Raw genomic sequence first — 6055 nt, 5'->3', positions numbered from 1 at the left:
TCTCAAGCAACGACCAGTCACCCATCACCCTGACCCTGAGGTCAAGTTCACTGGGGCCGGCATCACAGAAGGCATGACCTTACGGCCGTACCCTCAGATACCCAACAACGTGCCAAGCACGATCCCCCGTCAGTGAGTCACTTTCCACGCCGAAGCAGTACTTGTGATCCATCCAGGAAACCGTGCCAACTAATCAACGTTCCACCCTGAGCTGACCGTGCAGAACGTTTGTCTGCAATCGGTACTGTGCTCCTTAGAAAGGAGGTGATCCAGCCGCACCTTCCGGTACGGCTACCTTGTTATCTCAAGCAACGACCAGTCACCCATCACCCTGACCCTGAGGTCAAGTTCACTGGGGCCGGCATCGCAGAAGGCATGACCTTACGGCCGTACCCTCAGATACCCAACAACGTGCCAAGCACGATCCCCGCCACTATCACTGTTTTCCACGCCGAAGCAGTACTTACAGGATGTTTTAGAAACCGTGCCAACTAATCAACGTTCCACCCTGAGCTGACCGTGCAGAACGTTTGTCTGCAATCGGTACTGTGCTCCTTAGAAAGGAGGTGATCCAGCCGCACCTTCCGGTACGGCTACCTTGTTACATCCGCAGGAAGTCGTACTCGACGGGGGTGGCGCTGCCCGGCCCGGCGGGCGTCTGGCTGCGCCACAGCACGGCTTCCTGGAGGCCCACGAGGTGGGTGGGTGGACAGCGGTCCCGGCGGCAGAGGGTCCGGGCGCGTCGCTCGCGCCTGGCGGCGTCGACGAGGCCGCACCCGGGAACCTCGCTCCTCACTCCTCGGCGATCCATTGGGCGAGGGAGAGCAGGGTGGCTTCGACGCTGTTCGTCATGTAGTCGCGCAGTGCGTCGAGGTCGCCGCGGGTGGTGCCCAGCACCGGGTCGAGGCGGAGCAGTTGCCAGGTGGCACGGCGACCTGCCCTCCTCGCGGTCGGCCCTGATCCGCGCGGTGACCGCCTACGAGGCCCTGGGCGCGCGGTGGGACGTCGCCCGGGCCGAAGCCCGGTTGCGGAGCCTGGGGGTCCGCCGGGGCAGCCGCGCGGCGCGGCGGCGCCCGGCGCGGGGCTGGGAGGCGCTGACTCCGTCGGAGCTGCGGGTGGCGCTGTTCGTCGCGGAGGGCCGGACGAATCCCGAGATCGCCTCCGCCCTCTTCCTGTCCAGCCGGACCGTGCAGACGCACGTCTCGCGCATCCTGGCGAAGCTGGAGGTCCGTTCACGGTCGGCGGTCGCCGCGATCGTAGCCGGGCAGGAGCTCGCGCAGCGCCCGGCCGGGTCGCGAGGAGGAGGCGCACGGCCAGCGGGTCGCCCGAGAGCGGGCGGATCGCCATGTCCTCGCGCGGCCCGGAGGTGGGCTGGCAGGGGGCGACCGCCTCGCCGGAGACGATCAGCGAGGTGGCGGTGTGGTAATCGGCGTGCAGGAGGGGCGGGTCGAGCCCGGCGCACGCGAAGACCCTGCGCAGGCCGTCCCACTCGCCGTCCACCGAGGGGTCCACGGTCCAGCGGTCGGCGGCGAGGTCCCGCAGCTCCACCACGGACCGCGCCGCGGCCGGATGGTCCCGGGCCATGGACACGAACTGCGGCTCCCGCTCCATCAGCACCCGTAGCTCCAGCCCGGCCGGCAGCTCTCGCCCGGGCGGAGGGCGCCGTCTTAAGCTCGGCGCGTCCGGGAGGTCCGGGGGTCGTGCGTGGAGGGGACGGGACCGTCGTGGCAGGAGCGGGGGGACAGCGCGAGGCGTTGGCGGCCGGGGTGCTCCGGGAGAGAACCAGGCTCGCCGCCGAGCTGCACGACACGGTGGCGCAGGGGCTGACCAGCATGCACATGCTGCTCGACGCGGCCGACCAGCAGTGGACGCGGGAGCCGTTGCGGGCCCGGCAGCTGGTCCGGCAGGCCGCGGCGGCGGCGCGCGAGAACCTGGAGGAGGCCCGCCGGCTCATCCATGACCTGGCCCCGCCCGAACTGGACCGCAGCTCGCTGCCGGAGGCCGTGCGCGGGCTGTGCGCGCGGGCGGAGGGCGCGGGGGCCTGGCTCGTATACACATCCGACGCAGCCGAAGATCCACCGCGGGGCGGTGGGCTGGAGCCGGACGGGGACTACGACGGGCTGGAGCTCGCGGACGTGGACCTCGGGGGCCAGGAGGGGGTCGGGGCCCGGTTCATGGACTGCGCGCTGCGGCGCTGCGCGCTGGACGAGACGGGGCTGGCGAAGGCGCGGTTCATGGACTCGGTACTGGAGGGCGTGCGGGGCGTCGGGACCGACCTGTCGGGGGCTTCGCTGCGGGACGTGGAGCTGTTGGAGGCCCGGCTGGGAGGGGTGCAGTTGCACGGGGCGGTGCTGGAGCGGGTCCTCGTGCGCGGGGGCAAGATCGACTACTTGAACCTGCGGGCGGCGCGGCTGAAGGACGTCGTCTTCGAGGGGTGCGTGCTGGTGGAGCCGGACTTCGCGGGGGCGGTGCTGGAGCGGGTGGAGTTCCGGGACTGCTCGCTGCGCGGGGCGGATTTCACGGGGGCGCGGCTGGCCGAGGTGGCACGGCGACCGGGAGGTGCTTGCCGCGATCGTGTTCGTGGCGACGTCGGGTTGTACCTGGCAGCAGGTGCCTGCGGCATCGTTCGGGCCGTCGGGGGCGACAGCTCACCGGCGGTTCACCGAGTGAAGCAGGGCCCGGGTGTGGGCCAAGCTCCACCGCCTGGTCCTTGACGAACTCGGCGCCCACGGCGAGTTGGACTGGTCCCGCTGCGCGATCGACTCAGTGAACATGCGGGCCCTGAAAAGGTGGACCTGACAGGTCCGAATCCTGTCGACCGGGGCAAGTTCGGGTCGAAGATCCACTTGATCACCGAGCGGACCGGTCTGCCCCTGTCCGTCGGCATCTCGGGCGCGAACCTGCACGACAGCCAGGCCCTTGAGCCCCTCGTCCGCGGCATACCGCCCATCCGATCCCGCCGCGGACGCCGCCGGCGCCGACCCGGCAAGCTGCACGCGGACAAGGCCTACGACGGCGGGAGCGGTTCGACGGGGCGAAGCGTTTCGCCGGGGACGCCGAGGGGTTCGCGGCTGGTGGCGAGGATCCGTACGCCGGGGCAGTGCGCGAGGAGGCGGTCGGCGAGTTCGGCGGCGGCGCCGATGACGTGCTCGCAGTTGTCGAGGACGAGGAGCAGGCGGCGGTTGGCGCAGTGCTCGACGAGGAGCGTGGCGGGGTCGTCGGCCGGGGTCTTCTCGCGGGCCACGAGGGAGCTCTCGCGCAGGCCGAGGGCGCTGAGGACGGCGCCGGGGACGGCCGCGGGGTGGTCGAGGCGGGCCAGTTCGACGAGCCAGACCGGTTCGTGGTGGTCGGTGGCGGCGTGCTCGGCGAGGCGGGTCTTTCCGGAGCCGCCGGGGCCGGTGAGGGTGACGAGGCGCAGGCGGGCCAGGTCGGCGCGGAGGGAGGCGAGTTCGGGTTCGCGCCCGACGAAGGAGGTGAGGCGGGGGCGGAGGTTGCCCTGCGGGGTGGAGGGGACCGGCCTGGTGGTCATCACCCGCACCATCGAGCCCGCCCTCGGCGGTGTCGCCCTGCCTGGCGGCTTCATGGACTTCGGTGAGGACTGGCGCGAATCGGTCGTCCGCGAACTCCGTGAGGAGACCGGCATCCACGCACCGGCCGCCGACGTCACCCTGGCCGGAGCCCACAGCTCCCCGGCCGGGCACCTGCTCCTCTTCGGCCTCCTCCCGGTCCGCCCGGCCGCCGCCCTCCCCGCGTCCGTCGCCACCGACGAGACGACGGGCTGGCACGTCCTGCGGGGCCCGGAGGAGCTGGCGTTCCCGCTGCACACGCGGGCGGCGCAGGAGTGGTTCCGGGGCGGGTACGCGTAGTCCTCCGCAGGGCGCGGCGAGGGCGCGGCCAGGGTCCGGCGAGGGCGCGGCCAGGGTCCGGGCCCGCAGTCCGGCGCGCCCCGCCGGTGCCGGTCAGAGCCCCCGCACCACCACGCCCTCCACCGGCTCCCCGGCAGTATTTCGCGAAGGAGATGAGGGCATGACCGGCCGCTGGGACTTCATCTCCGCCTACCGCGCCGAGTTCGGCGTGCAGCGGATATGCCGGGTCCTGGGCATGTCGCGCTCGGGCTACTACCAGTGGCTCGCCGGCGCCGGGGCCCGCGATGCCCGCCGGGCCGACGATGACGCCCTGGTCGGAGAGATCCGCGAGATCCACGCCGGCCACCGGGGAACCTACGGGGTCCGCCGGGTCCATGCCGAGCTGCGCGGGTTCGGACACACCGTGAACGGCAAGCGCGTCGAGCGGTTGATGCGCGTCAACGGGATCGAAGGACGCCACCTGCGGCGGCGCAAGCGCACCACGGTCCCCGACAAGCTTGCGCCGTCCGTCGCGGACCTGGTCCGACGGGCCTTCACCGCCCGGGACCTGGACGAGAAATGGTGCGGGGACATCACCTACGTTCAGGTCGGCGGCACATGGCTCTACCTGGCCTGCGTCCTGGACATCTGCTCCATGGCCGTGCTGAAGGGTTGGCGCCTCCTACGGAAGCTCCGCTGCAGCACCAACCGGATCACCGACATCGTGAAGGCCGTCCTCGTCCTCCACCACGCCTCAACATGAGGTTGGAAAAGGCTCAGTGGCTCGCCGGCGCCGGGGCCCGCGATGCCCGCCGGGCCGACGATGACGCCCTGGTCGCAGAGATCCGCGAGATCCACGCCGGCCACCGGGGAACCTACGGGGTCCGCCGGGTCCATGCCGAGCTGCGCGGGTTCGGACACACCGTGAACCGCAAGCGCGTCGAGCGGTTGATGCGCGTCAACGGGATCGAAGGACGCCACCTGCGGCGGCGCAAGCGCACCACGGTCCCCGACAAGCTTGCGCCGCCCGTCGCGGACCTGGTCCGACGGGCCTTCACCGCCCGGGACCTGGACGAGAAATGGTGCGGGGACATCACCTACGTTCAGGTCGGCGGCACATGGCTCTACCTGGCCTGCGTCCTGGACATCTGCTCGGTGACGCCCCCGGCGAAGCCGAGGTCCCGGACGGCGACGGCGAAGCCGCGGGCCCGGCGGCGGAGCCCGAGCCGACGGACCAGGCGAACACCTCGGGCGAAGCCGGAACCGACGGGGGGCCGGGGGCGGAGGCCGACCCTGAGGCGGAGGCGGCCCTTGAGGCCGAGGCCGACCCTGAGGCGGAGGCCGACCCTGAGGCGGAGGCCGACCCTGAGGCGGAGGCGGCCGGCGGGGACGCGGGCTCGGAGGCGTCCGCCGAGGCCGCCGGGGCCACGCCTCAGCTCAGCGAAGCGGCGGCCGAACTGGCCGCGCAGAAGATCGAGCGGGAGCGCATCGCCCGCCGCAAGGCCGAGCGCGAGACCCCCGTGGAGGCCGGCGCCAAGCTCAGCGGCACGGCCGCCGCACTGCTGGCCGCCGTACGGGCCGTGGAGGGCGGCGGCAAGCCCCCCGCCGCGTTCGACGCACCCTGGCTCTTCTACACACACGACGCTGCCGACCAACCACTCTGGTCTTGACGGTGCCCGGGGTCCGGGCGGGAGTGGGGCTCGGAGTCGTGGCGGGGCGCAGGGCGGCTCCGGCCCGTTCCGGGCACGGGGTGCCCGGGGCGGTGAGCGAGATCTCCACGGCGGTGCCGGGCGGCAGCGGGCTCGCGGCCGCCGGGGTCTGGAAACAGACGGTCCACTGCGCGTGGTCCGCGGCCAGGGCGACGTCGCCGTAGGCGCTGCGCGCCTCGACCGCCCCCGCGGCCAGCGGTTTGACGAGGGCCTCGGCGTCGGCCGACGTCCTGCCGATGAGCGAGGGCATCACCGGGGGCGCGGAGGACGTGCTCGGCGAGGGCAGGGCCCCGGCCCCGGGCTTGTCGGCGCCCTTCGGCGCGTCCGCGCCCTCACAGCCGGCGAGCGCCAAGGCGAGGACCCCCGCCACCGCCGCCGTCGCGACGGCTCTGCCGCCCCGCTCTCCGATCCGCTGAAACATGTGCCCCCCACGGCCGCCGCTGCGCTGAATCGCCGCAGCATACGCCGACCGCAGCCACGTGTCCGCCGAACCCGCTCCCC

General features: G+C 72.5%; 6 protein-coding genes and 5 pseudogenes. 7 read left to right on the top strand and 4 right to left on the bottom strand.

All coding sequences use genetic code 11. The features are described from left to right. Nucleotides 1-601 precede the first annotated feature (601 nt). From DRB96_RS42575 to DRB96_RS45775, 3 genes and pseudogenes are all read right to left on the bottom strand, one after another. Nucleotides 602-796 carry a hypothetical protein gene (locus tag DRB96_RS42575; protein ID WP_112453102.1) on the bottom strand — a complete coding sequence of 65 codons (195 nt, stop codon included), beginning with the start codon at nucleotides 794-796 and terminating at the stop codon, nucleotides 602-604. A 180-nt stretch (nucleotides 797-976) separates the two neighbouring features. Continuing rightward, nucleotides 977-1210: a hypothetical protein gene (locus tag DRB96_RS45780; protein WP_239517863.1), complete on the bottom strand. Its 234-nt coding sequence runs from the start codon at nucleotides 1208-1210 to the stop codon at nucleotides 977-979. Between the two features lie 65 nt (nucleotides 1211-1275). After that, nucleotides 1276-1641 (bottom strand): annotated as a pseudogene (locus DRB96_RS45775) (LysR substrate-binding domain-containing protein); the annotation flags it as partial. Between the two features lie 59 nt (nucleotides 1642-1700). Here DRB96_RS45775 and DRB96_RS45770 point away from each other — a divergent pair. Both DRB96_RS45770 and DRB96_RS45765 read left to right on the top strand, forming a co-directional pair. Then, nucleotides 1701-2531, top strand: a pseudogene (locus tag DRB96_RS45770) (pentapeptide repeat-containing protein); the annotation flags it as partial. A 16-nt stretch (nucleotides 2532-2547) separates the two neighbouring features. Continuing rightward, a pseudogene (locus tag DRB96_RS45765) lies at nucleotides 2548-3014 on the top strand (IS5 family transposase); the annotation flags it as partial. A 2-nt stretch (nucleotides 3015-3016) separates the two neighbouring features. On the opposite strand, the pseudogene DRB96_RS42550 reads toward DRB96_RS45765, so the two are convergent. Then, a pseudogene (locus tag DRB96_RS42550) lies at nucleotides 3017-3496 on the bottom strand (AAA family ATPase); the annotation flags it as partial. Here DRB96_RS42550 and DRB96_RS42545 point away from each other — a divergent pair. From DRB96_RS42545 to DRB96_RS45750, 5 genes and pseudogenes are all read left to right on the top strand, one after another. Further along, nucleotides 3474-3866, top strand: a complete 393-nt coding sequence (locus DRB96_RS42545; RefSeq protein ID WP_239517862.1) for an NUDIX domain-containing protein — start codon at nucleotides 3474-3476, stop codon at nucleotides 3864-3866. The pseudogene DRB96_RS42550 and the gene DRB96_RS42545 sit on opposite strands and share 23 nt — an antisense overlap. A 160-nt stretch (nucleotides 3867-4026) precedes the next feature. Beyond that, nucleotides 4027-4608, top strand: a complete 582-nt coding sequence (locus tag DRB96_RS42540; RefSeq protein ID WP_112453100.1) for an IS3 family transposase — start codon at nucleotides 4027-4029, stop codon at nucleotides 4606-4608. Between the two features lie 35 nt (nucleotides 4609-4643). After that, nucleotides 4644-5000, top strand: a pseudogene (locus tag DRB96_RS45760) (IS3 family transposase); the annotation flags it as partial. After that, entirely contained in the window at nucleotides 4964-5515 is a 552-nt protein-coding gene (locus DRB96_RS46185) for a hypothetical protein (RefSeq protein ID WP_112453099.1), read from the top strand. The pseudogene DRB96_RS45760 and the gene DRB96_RS46185, both read left to right, overlap by 37 nt. Before the next feature lie 275 nt (nucleotides 5516-5790). After that, nucleotides 5791-5970: a hypothetical protein gene (locus tag DRB96_RS45750; RefSeq protein ID WP_162689182.1), complete on the top strand. Its 180-nt coding sequence runs from the start codon at nucleotides 5791-5793 to the stop codon at nucleotides 5968-5970. Nucleotides 5971-6055 lie beyond the last annotated feature (85 nt).

Origin of the sequence: Streptomyces sp. ICC1 (assembly GCF_003287935.1) — a bacterium.
In the GTDB taxonomy this organism is placed as follows: Bacteria; Actinomycetota; Actinomycetes; order Streptomycetales; family Streptomycetaceae; genus Streptomyces; species Streptomyces tritrimontium.
This window is presented reverse-complemented; position numbering and strand designations above follow the sequence as displayed.